Origin of the sequence: Olleya sp. Ti.3.14 (genome assembly GCF_038154885.1) — a bacterium.
Taxonomy (GTDB): Bacteria; Bacteroidota; Bacteroidia; order Flavobacteriales; family Flavobacteriaceae; genus Olleya.
On the sequence record NZ_JBAKAO010000001.1, the window covers coordinates 886716 to 902686 of the forward strand.

Genomic DNA, 15971 nt, shown 5'->3' on the forward strand with positions numbered 1-15971 from the left:
GTTAGTTATTCTTTACTGTTTGAATAAAAATATCGTTGGCACTTGGAATAACTTCTACAAAGTGAGAAATCTGTCCTTTACTAGTCAGGTAGCTTAATAGGTCATTAGCCGACTCGTTATTAGATAACTTAATATTAAGTTTTAAGTCGTTTTCTAGTGTTTTAAATTCGGCTGGTGTCACACTAAATTTACTTGCTAACTCTTGTTCTAAATTATCATTGTTTGGATTTATACCAATTTGAAAAGTATTGCTTTTATATTGGCGTTTTATATCCATTAGGTTACCATCTAATACTTTGTTAGATTTATGTATTAAGGCTATTTGATCACACAACTCTTCAACCGACTCCATACGATGTGTAGAAAAAATTACGGTTGCACCTTCATCTCTTAGTCTTAAAATCTCATCTTTTATTAAATTTGCATTAATTGGATCAAACCCAGAAAAGGGCTCGTCAAAAATCAATAATTTGGGTTCATGCAGGACAGTAACCACAAACTGAATTTTTTGTGCCATACCTTTAGACAATTCCTGTATTTTTTTATTCCACCAGTCTCCAATCTCTAAGCGTTCAAACCACATTTTAAGGCGTTTTTTAGCTTCTGCTTTTTGCATACCTTTTAATTGTGCTAAGTACAAAGCTTGCTCGCCAACTTTCATGGATTTATATAATCCACGCTCTTCCGGTAAATATCCAATATCTTTTACGTGGTGATTTTTTAAAGCTTCTCCATCCAACAAAACATGTCCAGAATCTGGCATTGTTATTTGGTTAATGACTCTAATTAAAGTTGTTTTTCCTGCTCCATTTGGACCAAGCAAACCAAAAATACTACCCTTTGGAACAGTAATAGACACATTATTTAGTGCTGTAAAGTCTCCAAATTTTTTAGATACTTGGTGCACCTCTAAAAGGTTATTCATCGTTATTTATTAAGATTGATTAGTTAAGCTAACACTAGCTTTAGTTGTAAATATAGAAAATGTTAAAATAGTAACATTACTGATTTAGGTATTTTTAACTTAAAGGAAGAAATATCTTTTTATATAAAACAAAACCCACCCTCTAAATAAATAAAGGATGGGAAAAAATTGCTATGAAAAAGAAAAATTATCACTAGCTAGGCTAGCGATAAACCAAATATACTATTTTTTATTAAATAAGATGTTAAATGATTTAAATAGTTAAACAAAAAGCAAAAAAAAGCTCACAAAATGTGAGCTTTTAAAATTTAGTTTATGCTTTTTGTTACGAAAACATGTCTTTTACTTTTTCAAAAAATGACTTATCACTGCGCTCTGGCTTAGGAGAAAAGTGTTCGTCCTCTTTCATACTTTCAAAAAACTCTTTTTGTTTTTTGTTTAATGTTTTTGGTGTCCATACGTTAACGTGTACTAATAAATCTCCTTTACCGTAACCATTAATACTAGGAATACCTTTTCCGCGTAAGCGTAATATTTTACCAGATTGCATTCCTGCTTCTATCTTGATACGTACTTTTCCGGTAACTGTGTCAATTTCTTTTGAGTTTCCTAGTATTGCATCAGGTAAGCTTACGTATAAATCATAATGTAGATTATCGCCTTCACGTTGTAAAGACTCGTGTGCTTCCTCTTCTATTGCTACAAGTAAGTCTCCAGACACACCATTACCTGGTGCTTCGTTACCTTTTCCTGATACTTTAAGTTGCATTCCGTCTACTACTCCTGCTGGTATATTAACTGGAATAGTTTCTTCTTTTGCAATCATACCTTGTGCGTCAGCTTCACTTGGTTTTTTGTCTATTATTTGTCCTGCTCCACTACATGTTGGACATGGTGCAGCTGTTTGCATACGACCTAATATAGTATTTGTAACTCTAGTTACTTGACCTGCTCCATTACAAGTATTACATGTTTTATAAGTAGTACCTGGTGCCTGAACTTTACGTTTAACTTTAATTTTCTTTTCTACACCATTAGCAATTTCTTCTAAAGTAAGTTTAAGACGTACACGTAGGTTACTACCTTTAACGCGACGTTGTCCTCCACCTCCACCGAAGCCACCTCCAAAACCAGAGAAACCTCCACCTCCAAAGATGTCACCAAATTGGCTAAAAATATCGTCCATGTTCATTCCGCCACCACTGTAGCCTCCACCACCACCTTCAAATGCTTGGTGTCCAAATTGGTCGTAACGTGCTTTTTTATTGTCGTCACTTAATACCTCATAGGCTTCTGCTGCTTCTTTAAATTTAGACTCAGCATCCTTATCATCAGGATTTTTGTCAGGATGAAACTCGATTGCCTTTTTACGGTATGCTTTTTTAATTTCAGCTTGAGATGCTGATTTATTTATACCTAATATTTCGTAAAAATCTCTTTTAGCCATATTTAATTTATTGTCCGATTATTACTTTTGGAAAACGTATAACAGTTTCGCCTAGTTTATAACCTTTTTCTATAACGTCTACAATCTTACCTTTTAAGTCTTCAGTAGGTGCTGGTATTTGTGTTATCGCTTCATGATGATCTGCATTAAACACATCACCTGCTCTAACTTCTAATTGAGACAATCCTTTTTGTTGTAATGTCTGTAATAATTTGTTATAAATTAATAAGACACCTTTACGCATTTCTTCTGCTTCTTTGTCATCGTCGATGTGTAATAAAGCGCGTTCAAAATCATCTAAAATTGGTAACATAGATACCATTACATCCTTACTTGCAGTTTGAAACAATTCAATACGCTCTCTAGATGTACGCTTTTTATAATTTTCAAACTCGGCAAAAAGACGTAAAAATTTATCTTTTTCTTGTTGTAAATCAGCCTTTAACTGCTCTTCCACAGATAACTCTTCTGCAACCTCTTCTTGTGTTGTTGCTTGTTCTGCTTGATTTGAAGTAGAATTAATTTCTTCTTCTATGTTTGTTTCGTTGTTGCTTTTCTTGCTCATTATTGTACTTAATTTAAAATACTGTAATTGGGATGGCAAAAGTACTGCCATTACTATTAAAAATGTCAAAATGTCATTGTTTTTTTTTAACAAACAAATAATTAGTTTCCATGGAAGATTATTTATATATTTGCACTTTAAATCACTAAAACTAAAATTTTATATCATGAAAAAAATTGTATTAAACCTTTTTGCAGTAGCAATCGTTGGATTAAGTGTTGTTGCTTGTAAAAGTGATGCTAAGGAAGCAAAAACAGGTGAAGTTGAAGCTGTAGCTGAAAACACAGAAGCTGCTAAATATAAAGCAGATGCTGACAACTCTATGATTATATGGAAAGCTAACAAAATTGTTGGTGGACATGAAGGTACTATTAATGTATCAACTGGAGTTGCTGAGTTTGAAGGAGACAAATTAGTTGGTGGAAACTTTATGTTTGACATTAACACTATTAAATGTACTGACATTCCTGAAACTGAAGAAGCTAACGCAAATCTAGTAGGTCATTTAAAAAGTGAAGACTTTTTTGATGTAGCGCAATTTGGTACTGCTGCATTTGAAATTACAAAAGTAGAAGGAAACAATATTAGCGGTAACTTAACACTAAAAGGAATTAAGAAAAACATTACTTTTCCTGCTTTAGTAGCTGTAAATGGTGATGATGTTACAATTACAAGTGATACATTTACTTTAGATAGAACAGAATGGAACATTATGTACAACTCTGCAACAAGCGATGATGTTGCTGCTTCATTAGGAGATAAACTAATTAAGGATGATGTTGAAATAAAAATATCTGTTAAAGCTAAAAAAGCTTAACCTTTATATATTTTATAGAAAAAGCCACAATTAACGTTGTGGCTTTTTTTATTTCTAATAATGACATTACACTACAAACCCTTAAAAAAAATTATAACTTTAGCCTATACTAACCAATATAAATTTACAATGACTTTAGGTGCCTTATCAATAAGTATAGCAGTAAAAGATATTACTGCGTCAAAGCAATTTTATGAAACTTTAGGTTTTACAATTTTTGGTGGACAACTTGAACAAAATTATTTAATAATGAAAAATGGTAATGCGTTAATAGGACTTTTTCAAGGTATGTTTGATAAAAATATTATCACGTTTAATCCTGGTTGGGATGAAAACGCTAATCCGTTAAAAGATTTTGATGATGTTAGGTCCATACAAAAACAATTAAAAGATAATAATATTTCTTTTATTACTGAAGCTGACACGACCACCAAAGGTCCTGCAAGTTTTGTGGTACTGGATCCTGATGGTAACCAAATTTTAGTAGATCAACATGTTTAAACTTTACTCTACCGGAAAATCAAAATATTGATTTTTAAAAGGTTCTCCTTTTAAGGTAAAATGCCACCATTCTTTTGGGTAATTTCTAAAGCCATTTGTCAACATGACGTGTTGTAATAGTTGTCTATTTTCCTGCTGTTTTGATGTCAATTTAGTATTACTTACCCAAGATTCTGGACCAAAAAAATCATAAGGACTACCCATGTCTAAAGCTTTTCCTGTCTTTAAATTTATAATTGTCAAATCTACTGTGCTTCCGCTACTATGTCTAGATTTGGAGGCAATATAACCTTGACTAAAAAGATTTTTTTTATCTACATTTGGATAATACTCTTGCTTTTTTAAGGTATCATTAACTTGTTTTGCCCACCATACAAAATGGTTTACCGCTTGTTGTGGTCTATAAGCGTCATAAATTTTTAAACCTAGCCCCTTTTTTTTAAGGGTATCTTGTACATTTTTTAAAGCTTTAGCTGCTAATGTTGTCATAATCACAACCTCTTTATTGTAACCATCAATTTGTTCTCCTACAAAGTTATCATCATTACAATACCTTAACTCTACATCTAAATCTTGAATTATATCTTGAGCATAGACAAATCCATCCCTTAATTGTGCAATACTAATAGTTGTAAAAAATGTTAGTAAAAGCGCTAAATTATACTTCATGATTTAAATTTTATAGGCTAAATTTATAAAATAAAAAACTAATTATGACCTATCCTTGGCATCTATATTTAATGGGAGCAATTTATGTGTTTGCAGGTGTTATGCATTTTATTAAACCTAAAATGTATTTACGCATCATGCCAAGATACTTACCAAATCATAAACTACTAGTTAAATTAAGTGGTATTGCAGAAATAGTTTTAGGTATAACAGTCTGCATTCCTGCATTAAAAGCTATTTCAATTTATGGTATAATATTAATGTTGCTTTTATTTTTAATGGTCCACATATATATGTTAACTGAAACAAAAGCTTCGGTTGGACTACCAAAATGGATCTTGTTATTACGTCTTCCGTTACAATTTGGGCTAATGTATTGGGCATTTTGGTATTTTAAATTTTAAGAAATGCTTTTTACAGAAGAAATCAAACTTAATTTGCCAGATGCTGAGATTAGTTATTTTCCTAATTTTTTTGACATAAACGAAGCTTCCAATTATTACGATTTGCTATTTAATGACATCCCTTGGCAGCAAGATAACATTACTTTATTTGGAAAAACGCATGCACAACCCAGATTAACTGCTTTATTTAGCACCAATAACAAACCCTATAGTTATTCCAATATTACAATGCACCCACATGGCTTTACTTCCGCTTTAAGCGAAATAAAAAAAAGAGTAGAAACTATAGCAAACATAAAATTTACTACATGCTTAGCAAATTTATACAGAGATGGTCAGGATAGCAATGGTTGGCATGCTGATGACGAAAAATCTTTAGGTATAAATCCTATAATTGCCTCTGTTAGTTTTGGCGAAGCACGATATTTTAATCTCAAACATAAAACGGACAAATCATTAAAGCAAAAACTATTACTAGAGCATGGTAGCTTATTATTAATGAAGGGTAGCACGCAACATCATTGGTTACATCAGATTGCTAAAACCAAAAAACAAATAATGCCTAGAATTAATTTAACTTTTAGAATCATAAAATAAAAAGTATTATAAACATAAAAGCCAAGGTCCCTCAACCTTGGCTTTTTGCTATTTGGCATTTTGTGTTAAATTAATTTAGATTATCCAAACTAACCTAACAATGCAAATATTAATTAATTAATCCATTGAACTAAAAGTATGTAATTTCTAGCACAAGACAAACATAAAGCTTATCTCGAAGCAAAACGATAAAAAACATTATAAATCGATGAAATGCACTAAATTTTAACATTCACCGATTAAAACACACCAAAAAACGATTAAAAACACTTTTTAAAATCCTTTTAAACATTATTTTTATACCAAATTTTAAGTGTAACTTTGAATAGCATAATTTAATATTTGGCATCCTATTTGACTTACTTGTTAAAACCATTAAAATGAAATCACAACTTATAATCATTCTGTTTTTTATATTATCTACAGCCAGTGCCCAAGATGTAACGTTTACATCTAAAGATATCGTTGTAAACAAACACATAAATGGAACATTATTAACACCTTTGCATGATGACAAACCAACTTTAGCCATAATTATAGCAGGATATGGACCCAATGATAGAGATGGTAATCAAAACTTTTTAAAGACTAATAACATCAAAAAATTAGCAATCGGACTTACCAATAGTGGCATTGCAACCTTTAGATACGACAAGCGTATTGTTAAACAAATACGACAAAACAACGTAGATCCTAATTTATCTTTTGATGATTTTATAACAGATGCCAGTACAGTATTAGACTATTTTAAAAATCTAAATCTATATAATAAAATATACATTATAGGACATGATCAAGGAAGCCTAATTGGTATGCTAGCAGCAAAGGATAAAGCTAGTGGCTTTATATCCATAGCTGGAGCAGGACAAACTATAGACAATGTTATTATAGAACAAATAGAAAAAACAGCACCACAATTTACAGAAGATACAAAACGCGTGTTTACTATTTTAAAAACAGGAAAAACAACATTAGATTATCCTGAAGCTTTAACATCCATTTTTAATATTGAAACACAACGTTTTTTTATGAGTTGGATGAAACACAATCCAATTGATATAATGGGTACCTTAAACATACCAACATTAGTAATAAACGGAACTAAGGATTTACAAGTTAGTGAAACCGAAGCTTTATTATTAAAAGAGGCTGCAAGCGATGCTTCTATAACAATAATAAAAAACATGAATCATGTTATGGTAACTATTGAAGGTGATGACCTTGAAAATTCTAAATCTTATAACGAATCGCATAGACCATTAGCAGATGGTTTATTAACAAGTATTATAACTTTTATTACAACCAAATAAAAATTATCAAACATTCTAAAATAGAAAAAGCATCCTAAAAAGGATGCTTTTTCATACTAACCAACCAAAAATATGATAATTACTACTCGTTTCATTTAGGTAACCACACCTGTGTGAAAGTCATCATAAGTAATTACACTTATAATATTACAATTGTCGTGCCAAAACAAACTAACTAACATCTTGTAGTGTTAAAGGTTTATTAAAATTAAAAACAGAAAAAGCATCCTTTATAGGGATGCTTTTTCATACTAACCAACCAAATGTAATTATTACTATTTTCTGTTTAGGTAACCACACCTAGTATTAGAACGTCATCATAAATAATTACAATTTATATTATACAAATCCTGTGCCAAACTTTGTTTTTAAATGTTTTAATAACCATATTATTTGATTATTTTGCGTTATCTATAAATTAAAATTATGAGTGAACCATTATTTACTAACGACACTATTGTTTTTGGAGTGTTAATGATTGCCTTAGGCTTAATATTTTATACAGAATCTTTAAAAGGCGGTTTCTGGGAAAAATTTTACAAGATTGTTCCTGGCTTGTTTATGGCATATATGTTGCCAGCTATACTAACAACCATAGGTCTAATTGCTCCAGAATGGGAAACAACAACCGAAACTGGTGACATAGTAGCACATAAAACCAACTTGTATTATGTAGCTAGTAGATATCTATTACCTGCAGCACTAGTCTTAATGACATTAAGCATTGATTTAAAAGCAGTTTTTAATTTAGGATGGAAAGCACTTATCATGTTTTTTACAGGTACAATAGGTATTGTAATTGGTGGACCAATTGCTATACTATTAATTGCCACAATATCACCTGACACAGTAGGCGGAATAGGCCCTGATGCTGTTTGGAGAGGTTTATCTACTTTAGCCGGAAGCTGGATTGGAGGAGGTGCTAATCAAACCGCAATGTTAGAAATTTACGGTTATAATCAAGCTGAGTACGGAAAAATGGTATTTGTTGATATAGTTGTCGCTAATGTATGGATGGCAATCCTACTTATTGGTATTGGAAAACGTGCTAGTATCAATAAATGGTTAAAAGCAGATACATCCTCTATTGAGGCACTAAAAGATAAAATGTCCACATTTACTGAAAGTGTTAAACGTAATCCAAGCTTAACAGATTTAATGTTATTGGCTGCCATAGCTTTTGGAACTGTAAGTATGGCACATTTATGTGCTGACAATTTAGCGCCTTTCTTTGGAGAAATAATTTCGGGAATAAAATCTACTACTTTAAAAAATACTTTTACGTTTTTAGATAGTTCGTTTTTCTGGATGATTAGTATTGCAACACTTGTAGCTATATTATTGTCTTTTACTAAAGCTAAAAATTATGAAGGCGCAGGTGCTAGTAAATTTGGTAGTGTTTTTATATATATTTTAGTTGCAACCATTGGAATGAAAATAGACATTAGTTCTATATTTGATAACGTTGGTCTTATAGCTATTGGATTTGTATGGATGGGTATTCATGCATTACTTTTAATTGGAGTTGCAAAACTTATTAAAGCACCTTATTTCTTTTTAGCGGTTGGAAGTCAAGCTAACGTAGGTGGTGCTGCATCTGCTCCAATTGTAGCTTCTGCTTTTCACCCATCTTTAGCGACAGTTGGTGTTCTTTTAGCAGTATTTGGATATGCTGTCGGAACGTTAGCAGCTATTGGTTGTACAATTTTAATGCAATTAGCTTCTGGAGGTTAGTATTTTTCTGTTTTTTAATTGATATTTGCCACCTTAAAAATAAGTTTTAAATGAAAAAAATTATTGCATTATTAGTATTGGTGTCTTTATTTTCTTGCGGAAATGATGCTAATAAATTGACAGTCAAAGGGACTGTAAAAGGATTAAAAAAAGGGACAATATACCTAAAAAAGGTAAGCGATACTGTTTTAGTGACTGTGGACTCTATTGTTGTTAATGGTTCTCCTGAATTTACGTTACAATCAGACATAGATGAGCCAGAAATGTTTTATTTATATTTAAATAAAAACACCAAAGAAGATGATAGAATATCCTTTTTTGCTGATAAAGGTATTACTGAAATTAATACAACTTTAAAGGGGTTTTCTTACGATGCTAAAATAAAAGGATCTAAGCAACATGATGTTTTAGAAGAGTATCTGAGTATGATAGGAAAGTTTAATAATAAAAATTTAGACTTAACTAAAGAATATATTGAAGCAGCAAGAGACAAAGACACTGTCAAGTTAAAACAAACTGAAGCCATATTGAATAGCTTTAAGAAAAGAAAGTATTTATACACTGCTAATTTTGCTGTAACACATAAGGATAGTGAAGTTGCTCCATATTTAGCACTTTCGGAAATTTACGATGCTAATGTTATTTATTTAGACACCATTAGTAAAGTACTTACGCCTGAAATTAAAGCCTCCAAATATGGAAAGCAATTAGAAGTATACATTGCCGAAATTAAACGTACTGAGCAATAGAAAAAATAGTTTCATATAAAAAAAGCCATCTAAATTTAGATGGCTTTTTTTATTGTTAAAATTTTGATGTTAAATCAAAAAAAAGCTTCTCAATTAAGAGAAGCTTTTTTGAGCCGATGGAGGGACTCGAACCCACGACCTGCTGATTACAAATCAGCTGCTCTAGCCAGCTGAGCTACATCGGCAAAAGAGTTTGCAAATATAATTCTCTTAATGATATCTGCAAGCTTTTTTTAAAAAAAAATTAACCTAATTTGTTAATTCTTTCAATTAATGCACGACCCTTATCTTCAAGCTCTTTTTTAACAGCGTTAAAATGTGCTTTTTTGTTATCAACGTCTTTAGCATTAGTCTTAGTTATAAGCTCGTCAAAAGTTACTATTGCGTCATCAATGATCGCTTCACTTTGTTTGTTGTCTTTATCAGTGTTTGTGTATTCCCAAACGTAAACTGCTTCAATAATATCTCCTAAAACGTAATTAATGTCTTTTTTTAGGTCTCTTTTATTTGCCATAATTTTAAAATTTATTTAAGTGCAAAGCTACGATTAAAGTTCGAAATTAGAACTATTTAAATCCAATTTAAAGCCTTTATTTAATTTATGTATGTTATTTACCAGAATAGGATACAAAGTTTCTTGGTGTCTCGTAAAGTGTTACTTCCAAGTCCAAGCCTTGTTTTAATTTGGCTTTGATTTTATTATAAATTACAACGACAATGTTTTCTGCTGTTGGATTTAAATCTTTAAACTCTGCAACATCCAGGTTTAGGTTTTTATGGTCAAAAGCATCCTCTACTTCCATTTTAATGATGTCTTTTAAAATCTTAACATCAATTACAAAACCTGTTTCTTGATCAATATCTCCCGTAACACTAGCTATAAGCTCATAATTATGACCATGATAATTAGGGTTGTTACATTTTCCAAAGATTTCATCATTTTTTTCCATGGACCAATCTTTACGATATAATCTATGGGCTGCATTAAAATGGGCTTTACGACTGACTGTTACTTTCATCACTAATATTTATAAATTGATAAAACTTATCAAAAATTATTTTAAACCAAGCTGTATATAGTTCTGGCTGATTTTGAATATCTGCTTTTACATCTTCTAAAGACATCCATTTCCAGCTTTCAACTTCATCTTTATTAATAATTGGCTGATCTTGATAATAACCAACCATAATATGGTCCAATTCATGCTCTGTTAAACCATTATCAAAAGGAGCTTTGTAGATAAAAGATGTTTTTTCTTCAAGTTGTGTTACAAAACCCATTTCTTCTTGTAAACGTCTTGTACCAGCTTGTATATTGCTTTCTCCTTCACGTTGATGACTACAACATGTGTTAGTCCATAATCCAGGAGAGTGGTACTTACCTAAAGCTCTTTGCTGTAGCATTAACTGATTTTTATCATTAAAAACAAAAACAGAGAATGCACGATGTAATAATGCTTTTTCATGGGCTTCCATTTTTGGCATTAGTCCAATTTGCTCATCAAACTCGTTTACTAAAATTACATGTTCTTCTTTCATTAAAAATATTTGATAAAAACAAAGTTAATAATTAGACTTGGGCTAATTTTTGTTTTAAGTTAATTTTAATAAAAAAGCATCTCAATTGAGATGCTTTTTCCATATTAATATAGTTGAAATTATCTATTAATAACTATAAAGTTACTTCTTCTATTCCAATCATGTTCTTCTTCGGTACACTTAACTCCGTTACTACATCTATTAACTAACATAGTTTCTCCGTAACCTTTACCTTCTAATCTATCTGGCTCAATACCTCCTTTTTGAATAATGTATTGTTTGGTAGATACGTTTCTTCTATTTGATAAAGCCCAGTTATAGTCATCTGATGCTCTTGAATCTGTATGTGATTGTACATCAATTCTAACCGTTGGATACTTATTCATGTAATCTATTACCTTTTTTAACTCTAATTCTGCATCTGGTCTTATATTAGACTTGTCAAAATCAAAATAGATTGGATTTAATTTTAAAACTTCGGTTAAATCCATTCCAACTTCTGCAGGTAATGTTGTTTCAGGTGTTAAGTTTAATTTTAAAACAACATCTTCCTTCTTTTTAGGATTAACAACAAACGTTTGGTCTGATTGTGTATAACCATCTTTAGATGCTATAATATTAAATTTTTGCTTGTTACAAGGTCCTTCATAACTAAAGGAACCGTTTTGATCTGATGTCAAGTTTTGGACCTCTACTCCTTTTTCATTTAAAACAACAACACTTGCGTAAGGCAGTATAATATTAGTTGTTTTGTCTACTGTTGTACCAGACACTAATTGCGTACAAAATGATCTAGAAAACTTATAAATGTCATCATCTCCTTTACCATTGTATCTATTAGAAGTTAGGTATCCAATATTTGAAAATTCGTCAATTATAAATTCAAAATCGTCTCTAGAACTATTAATAGGTTTACCTAAGTTGGTAACTGTTTGACTTGGGTCATCTAACTTAGTCATAAATACATCTAATCCACCAAGACCTTGATGTCCATCTGATGAGAAATATAGTGTTCCATTATTACTTATATATGGAAAATTTTCTCTTCCTTCTGTATTGATAGCATCTCCTAAATTTACTGGTTCGCCATAAGTACCATCTTCTAAAATATCTACATAATAAATATCAGATTTACCTCGAGTACCTGGCATATCACTAGCAAAATATAATCTAGACTCATCTAAGCTTAAGGCTGGATGCGCGACATTATAATCGTCATTATTAAATGGCATACTAACTATATTTGACCAAGCGCCATTTTTAAGTTCGGCTTTAAAAATTTTTAATCCATTTACCTTTTCATTACTTTTTCTGACTTTACCATGAAAATAATTGTTTCTAGTAAAATATGCGATATTCCCATCATGAGTAAAAGATGTTGAAGACTCATGATATTTAGTATTTATAGCTGTAGATAAAGGGGTTACAGCACTAGAATCGTTGGCTTGATAGTATAAATCTAAAAATGGCTGTTCGTTCCATTTATATAATTTACCGTCACCTCTAGAAGAAGCAAAAACAATTCCACCTTTATAAAAAGAGGTTCCAAAATCTGAAAAACGAGAATTTAAATCTAAATTTTCCAATTCAAAATCACCTGAAAGTGATTCGATAGTTTCAAGATAGTTTGGAGATTTAGAGAATAATATTGCTCTAGAATCATTTGGCTTTAAAGCAGCAAATTTTTTCATATTAGCATTTGCACCTTCATAGTCACCAATAGCTTTTAAACTCATCGCATATCGATAATAGTACTCATACTCCACTACTGCGTCCAATTTAAACATTTCACCATACCACTTGGAAGCGTCTTCCATTTTGGTATTGAAATAATATGAATTAGCTAGTTTTTTATAAACTTCTGGTGTTTTATTACCTTTTTCAATTAACTTTAATAACTCCTTTGTTGTTTCAACATAGGATAATTTATCATACTTTTTTTCTGTACTACTAGAAATACCATCATTTTGAGCAAATGTTAGATTAAATGATAGTGCAATAATTAAAGTAGAAAGTATATATCTATTTTTCATAATCTTTGTTATCTATGTTTTAAAAGAATCTTGGTGATAAAATTTTAGTTAAATCTCTAGGTTCAAATCTTAAAAATACCTCGAAAGAACCAGCATCAAACTTAGTCTGACCTAAATCTGTTACTTCTCTGTCATAACCAAAACCTAACATTAAACTTTCTGATACCTGATACCCTAACAATCCACTAACTGCAGCATCCCAACGGTATGCTAATCCAACTGTAAATTTATCTTTATACAAAGCATTTGCAGTTAAATCTGCCTGTAGAGGAGATCCTGAAACTTGTTTAACTAAAAAAGCTGGTTTTAATTTTAAATCCTGATTAATATCAAAAACATAACCTCCCATTAAATAAAAGTGCATTCTTTCTGAAGCTTGAGATAAAGAAGCATCGTCAAAATATTTAGTTTCAAGTATATTTGGTACTGATAATCCTAAATACCATTTATCTGAATTACGATAATAAACACCAGCTCCTATTTGAGGTGAAAATTTATTATCAATATCACTTTGTAATAATACATCTCCATTATTATAAGAGCTTAATTCTGAATATTTTATATCTAACAAACTTCCACCACCATTCAAACCAAAAGATAATCTACCTTCATCTGACGTATTTATAGAGTAAGAAAATGACACATCAAAATAGGTTTCTTGCGTTGGTCCAATCCTATCATTTACAACAGATAAACCTAATCCGACATTTTGCTCATCACCAAAAGGAGAATGGATATTGAAACTACCTGTATCTGGAGCTCCATCTAATCCTACCCATTGCGTACGATACAATAATAAAGCACTAAGTCCATCTCTAGAACCTGCATATGCTGGATTTATACTTAAAGTATTGTACATATACTGTGTATATTGTGCATCTTGTTGCGCAGATAATTCTGTTACATAAAATGAACTTAATACAGCTATTAATATTAAAATTTTATTTTTCATTTGAAATAAGGTATGAATTTATTTTGTTATATAAGAGGCAGCTTTAACACTGCCTCTATAGATTTATTATCGTTGTAGGTATAAATATCCTGCTCTAGATTTAGTTTCTCCTTCTACAGTATACTCGACTACATAAAAGTATGTTCCTACAGGTAATAATTCATCTTCTTGAATTGTTACTCTTCCGTTTGATCTACCATTAAAATAATTTCCTACAGAACCATAACTAGACGTTTCATAAACAATTACTCCCCATCTGTTATAAATCTTAACTGTATTCTCTGGATATAATTCAATATTTCTAATGATAAACACATCATTATCTCCATCGCCATTAGGTGTAACAGCATTAAATATCTCTAAATCATCTTCCTGAGGCGATGCGTTATTTACATCTAAATAATCTGGTAAACCGTCACCATCACTGTCGACTGCATCATCACCAAATCCAATACCATTATTGTCAGGATCCGGATACTCTTCTTCAGTTGGTATACCATCATTATCATCATCTGTATCTAAATAATCTGGTATAGAATCTCCATCTGTATCATCATTAGTAGGATCATTATCACCTGTTGGATCTATATCTCCATCTTCAAAATCCGTGTTACCATAATCTTCATTGATAGTATCCACTCCATCACCATCATCATCTGTATCCAAATAATCTGGTATAGAATCTCCGTCAGTATCACCTTCAGATTGTTCAACTCCGTTAGGAACGTTATCATTATCACAATCTCCATTTAACCACTCAGTAGATTGAGCCACAGTCGTACTTGCTGCAATAAAATCACATGGGTTTTGTGGGTCAGTACTATCTAATATCTCTGTACTATTAATTACTCCATCACCATCACAATCTAAAGCTTCCCATTCTTCAGAAACTATAGTTATGTCTTGATTTCCTGCTAAGTAATCACAAGGATCTAATGCATCTGTACCATCAATAATTTCTTGACCATTTGTCACACCATCTCCATCACAATCAGCTGCAAGATATACTTCATCTTGAGGTAATGTAATACTTGACTCTAAATACTCACATGAGTCATTTGGATCTGTTCCGTCTAATGCCTCTTGTCCATCTGTTACTCCGTCTCCATCTGTATCTGGATCTGTTGGATCTGTTGTGTTTCCTGCTGGATCTGCTGGTGTTAATGGATCATCCTCTCCTGTGATTTCCTCTGCATCTGTTAATCCATCATTATCACAATCTGCGCCTGAGTCGATTGGTAATGAAATACTTGCGATTACATACTCACATGAGTTATTTGGATCTGTTCCATCTAATGCTTCTTGTCCATCTGTTACTCCGTCTCCATCTGTATCTGGATCTGTTGGGTCTGTTGTGTTTCCTGCTGGATCTGCTGGTGTTAATGGATCATCCTCTCCTGTGATTTCCTCTGCATCTGTTAATCCGTCGTTATCACAATCTGCGCCTGAGTCGATTGGTAATGAAATACTTGCGATTACATACTCACATGCATCATTTGGATCTGTTCCATCTAATGCTTCTTGTCCATCTGTTACTCCGTCTCCATCTGTATCTGGATCTGTTGGGTCTGTTGTGTTTCCTGCTGGATCTGCTGGTGTAGATGGATCATCTACGCCTGTAATCTCCTCTACATCTAATAATCCGTCGTTATCACAATCTGCGCCTGAGTCGATTGGTAATGTAATACTTGCGATTACATACTCACATGCATCATTTGGATCTGTTCCA

At 31.7% G+C, this 15971-nt stretch carries 17 protein-coding genes and 1 tRNA gene; 7 read left to right on the forward strand and 11 right to left on the reverse strand.

Going from position 1 to position 15971, the window contains the following annotated elements; translation table 11 throughout:
• Position 1: 1 nt before the first annotated feature.
• The 3 genes from V6251_RS04185 to V6251_RS04195 form a co-directional block, all read right to left on the reverse strand.
• Positions 2-925 carry an ABC transporter ATP-binding protein gene (locus V6251_RS04185; RefSeq protein WP_145002476.1) on the reverse strand — a complete coding sequence of 308 codons (924 nt, stop codon included), beginning with the start codon at positions 923-925 and terminating at the stop codon, positions 2-4.
• A 325-nt stretch (positions 926-1250) separates the two neighbouring features.
• Positions 1251-2372, reverse strand: a complete 1122-nt coding sequence (gene dnaJ, locus V6251_RS04190) for a molecular chaperone DnaJ (protein WP_191100984.1) — start codon at positions 2370-2372, stop codon at positions 1251-1253.
• Between the two features lie 7 nt (positions 2373-2379).
• Positions 2380-2937: a nucleotide exchange factor GrpE gene (locus tag V6251_RS04195; RefSeq protein ID WP_145002482.1), complete on the reverse strand. Its 558-nt coding sequence runs from the start codon at positions 2935-2937 to the stop codon at positions 2380-2382.
• 166 nt (positions 2938-3103) lie between these two features.
• On the opposite strand from V6251_RS04195, the gene V6251_RS04200 reads away from it, so the two are divergent.
• Together V6251_RS04200 and V6251_RS04205 are read left to right on the forward strand one after the other, a co-directional pair.
• Positions 3104-3754 carry a YceI family protein gene (locus V6251_RS04200; protein ID WP_292949723.1) on the forward strand — a complete coding sequence of 217 codons (651 nt, stop codon included), beginning with the start codon at positions 3104-3106 and terminating at the stop codon, positions 3752-3754.
• A gap of 129 nt (positions 3755-3883) precedes the next feature.
• Positions 3884-4255, forward strand: coding sequence for a VOC family protein (locus V6251_RS04205; protein ID WP_341587169.1), 372 nt, complete (start codon positions 3884-3886; stop codon positions 4253-4255).
• 3 nt (positions 4256-4258) lie between these two features.
• On the opposite strand, the gene V6251_RS04210 is transcribed toward V6251_RS04205, so the two are convergent.
• The gene (locus V6251_RS04210; RefSeq protein WP_341587149.1) at positions 4259-4924 is read right to left on the reverse strand and encodes a M15 family metallopeptidase; all 666 of its coding nucleotides are present in this window, start codon (positions 4922-4924) and stop codon (positions 4259-4261) included.
• A gap of 44 nt (positions 4925-4968) precedes the next feature.
• Between V6251_RS04210 and V6251_RS04215 the strand changes: the two genes are divergently transcribed.
• The 5 genes from V6251_RS04215 (at position 4969) to V6251_RS04235 (ending at position 9718) form a co-directional block, all read left to right on the forward strand.
• Complete coding sequence (locus tag V6251_RS04215) at positions 4969-5328, forward strand: DoxX family protein (protein WP_341587150.1); 360 nt, start codon at positions 4969-4971, stop codon at positions 5326-5328.
• A gap of 3 nt (positions 5329-5331) precedes the next feature.
• Complete coding sequence (locus V6251_RS04220) at positions 5332-5925, forward strand: alpha-ketoglutarate-dependent dioxygenase AlkB family protein (protein WP_341587151.1); 594 nt, start codon at positions 5332-5334, stop codon at positions 5923-5925.
• Between the two features lie 380 nt (positions 5926-6305).
• Positions 6306-7235, forward strand: coding sequence for an alpha/beta hydrolase (locus V6251_RS04225; RefSeq protein ID WP_341587152.1), 930 nt, complete (start codon positions 6306-6308; stop codon positions 7233-7235).
• A gap of 426 nt (positions 7236-7661) precedes the next feature.
• Entirely contained in the window at positions 7662-8969 is a 1308-nt protein-coding gene (locus V6251_RS04230) for a DUF819 family protein (protein WP_341587153.1), read from the forward strand.
• Between the two features lie 50 nt (positions 8970-9019).
• Positions 9020-9718 carry a DUF4369 domain-containing protein gene (locus V6251_RS04235; RefSeq protein WP_292949735.1) on the forward strand — a complete coding sequence of 233 codons (699 nt, stop codon included), beginning with the start codon at positions 9020-9022 and terminating at the stop codon, positions 9716-9718.
• Positions 9719-9829: 111 nt separating this feature from the next.
• Here V6251_RS04235 and V6251_RS04240 read toward each other — a convergent pair.
• The 7 genes from V6251_RS04240 to V6251_RS04270 form a co-directional block, all read right to left on the reverse strand.
• Positions 9830-9903: transfer RNA gene (locus V6251_RS04240), tRNA-Thr, on the reverse strand.
• A gap of 59 nt (positions 9904-9962) precedes the next feature.
• Complete coding sequence (locus V6251_RS04245; protein WP_145002506.1) at positions 9963-10232, reverse strand: hypothetical protein; 270 nt, start codon at positions 10230-10232, stop codon at positions 9963-9965.
• A gap of 94 nt (positions 10233-10326) precedes the next feature.
• Positions 10327-10737: a 6-pyruvoyl trahydropterin synthase family protein gene (locus tag V6251_RS04250; RefSeq protein ID WP_341587154.1), complete on the reverse strand. Its 411-nt coding sequence runs from the start codon at positions 10735-10737 to the stop codon at positions 10327-10329.
• Positions 10715-11257, reverse strand: a complete 543-nt coding sequence (gene idi, locus V6251_RS04255) for an isopentenyl-diphosphate Delta-isomerase (protein WP_145002512.1) — start codon at positions 11255-11257, stop codon at positions 10715-10717. The genes V6251_RS04250 and idi overlap by 23 nt, the downstream gene beginning before the upstream one ends.
• Before the next feature lie 119 nt (positions 11258-11376).
• Entirely contained in the window at positions 11377-13290 is a 1914-nt protein-coding gene (locus tag V6251_RS04260; protein WP_341587155.1) for an OmpA family protein, read from the reverse strand.
• Positions 13291-13309: 19 nt separating this feature from the next.
• Positions 13310-14242 (reverse strand): PorP/SprF family type IX secretion system membrane protein, encoded by a 933-nt coding sequence (locus V6251_RS04265; RefSeq protein WP_292949745.1) that lies wholly within the window; start codon positions 14240-14242, stop codon positions 13310-13312.
• Positions 14243-14308: 66 nt separating this feature from the next.
• Positions 14309-15971, reverse strand: a 1663-nt coding sequence (locus tag V6251_RS04270) for a T9SS type B sorting domain-containing protein (protein WP_341587156.1), incomplete at its 5' end; no start/stop codon positions are given.

What these genes read in the sequence shown, in the direction of transcription:
- V6251_RS04185 (WP_145002476.1), bottom strand. Translation starts at nt 925, where the DNA reads ATGAATAACCTTTTAGAGGTGCACCAAGTATCTAAAAAATTTGGAGAC.
- dnaJ (WP_191100984.1), bottom strand. Translation starts at nt 2,372, where the DNA reads ATGGCTAAAAGAGATTTTTACGAAATATTAGGTATAAATAAATCAGCA.
- V6251_RS04195 (WP_145002482.1), bottom strand. Translation starts at nt 2,937, where the DNA reads ATGAGCAAGAAAAGCAACAACGAAACAAACATAGAAGAAGAAATTAAT.
- V6251_RS04200 (WP_292949723.1), top strand. Translation starts at nt 3,104, where the DNA reads ATGAAAAAAATTGTATTAAACCTTTTTGCAGTAGCAATCGTTGGATTA.
- V6251_RS04205 (WP_341587169.1), top strand. Translation starts at nt 3,884, where the DNA reads ATGACTTTAGGTGCCTTATCAATAAGTATAGCAGTAAAAGATATTACT.
- V6251_RS04210 (WP_341587149.1), bottom strand. Translation starts at nt 4,924, where the DNA reads ATGAAGTATAATTTAGCGCTTTTACTAACATTTTTTACAACTATTAGT.
- V6251_RS04215 (WP_341587150.1), top strand. Translation starts at nt 4,969, where the DNA reads ATGACCTATCCTTGGCATCTATATTTAATGGGAGCAATTTATGTGTTT.
- V6251_RS04220 (WP_341587151.1), top strand. Translation starts at nt 5,332, where the DNA reads ATGCTTTTTACAGAAGAAATCAAACTTAATTTGCCAGATGCTGAGATT.
- V6251_RS04225 (WP_341587152.1), top strand. Translation starts at nt 6,306, where the DNA reads ATGAAATCACAACTTATAATCATTCTGTTTTTTATATTATCTACAGCC.
- V6251_RS04230 (WP_341587153.1), top strand. Translation starts at nt 7,662, where the DNA reads ATGAGTGAACCATTATTTACTAACGACACTATTGTTTTTGGAGTGTTA.
- V6251_RS04235 (WP_292949735.1), top strand. Translation starts at nt 9,020, where the DNA reads ATGAAAAAAATTATTGCATTATTAGTATTGGTGTCTTTATTTTCTTGC.
- V6251_RS04245 (WP_145002506.1), bottom strand. Translation starts at nt 10,232, where the DNA reads ATGGCAAATAAAAGAGACCTAAAAAAAGACATTAATTACGTTTTAGGA.
- V6251_RS04250 (WP_341587154.1), bottom strand. Translation starts at nt 10,737, where the DNA reads ATGAAAGTAACAGTCAGTCGTAAAGCCCATTTTAATGCAGCCCATAGA.
- idi (WP_145002512.1), bottom strand. Translation starts at nt 11,257, where the DNA reads ATGAAAGAAGAACATGTAATTTTAGTAAACGAGTTTGATGAGCAAATT.
- V6251_RS04260 (WP_341587155.1), bottom strand. Translation starts at nt 13,290, where the DNA reads ATGAAAAATAGATATATACTTTCTACTTTAATTATTGCACTATCATTT.
- V6251_RS04265 (WP_292949745.1), bottom strand. Translation starts at nt 14,242, where the DNA reads ATGAAAAATAAAATTTTAATATTAATAGCTGTATTAAGTTCATTTTAT.